Origin of the sequence: Kineococcus siccus (genome assembly GCF_009906795.1) — a bacterium.
Taxonomy (GTDB): Bacteria; Actinomycetota; Actinomycetes; order Actinomycetales; family Kineococcaceae; genus Kineococcus; species Kineococcus siccus.
Map to the genome: position 1 here is coordinate 1 of NZ_JAAALN010000479.1, position 383 is coordinate 383.

Consider the following 383-nt stretch of genomic DNA (forward strand, 5'->3'; position numbering starts at 1 on the left):
CGTACGCCACGTCCCGCGTGTCGGCCGGCACGCGGGACGTGGCGTACGTGCCCACGAACGCCTGGCGCGCCGAGGCCGGCACGACCGCGGCCCCGTCGGCGGCGACCCGGGCGACGCCCAGGTCGCCCGCCTCGATGCGCTGCCCCGGGAGGATGTCCCGGCTCGCGACCAGGACGTCGACGCGGTCGCCGCTGCGGTGGACGACCAGCGCGCTGCCGAGGGCTCCCCCGACGATCAGCAGCAGACCCAGGGCCGCCACCGCGGGCCGGCGCTCGCGGACGGGCGAGGGGAGCCGGCGCCCGGGGGTCGACCCGGTGCCGGTGCGGGCACCGGCGGGCGGGAGAGCGGTCTGAGCGGGCATGCGGGCTCCCGGGGCTGCGGGG

At 80.7% G+C, this 383-nt stretch carries 1 protein-coding gene; it reads right to left on the reverse strand.

Annotated elements, in window-relative coordinates:
* Window positions 1-361: SAF domain-containing protein (locus GTR02_RS22210; RefSeq protein WP_240896222.1), on the reverse strand; the 361-nt coding region annotated here is incomplete at its 3' end.
* Window positions 362-383 lie beyond the last annotated feature (22 nt).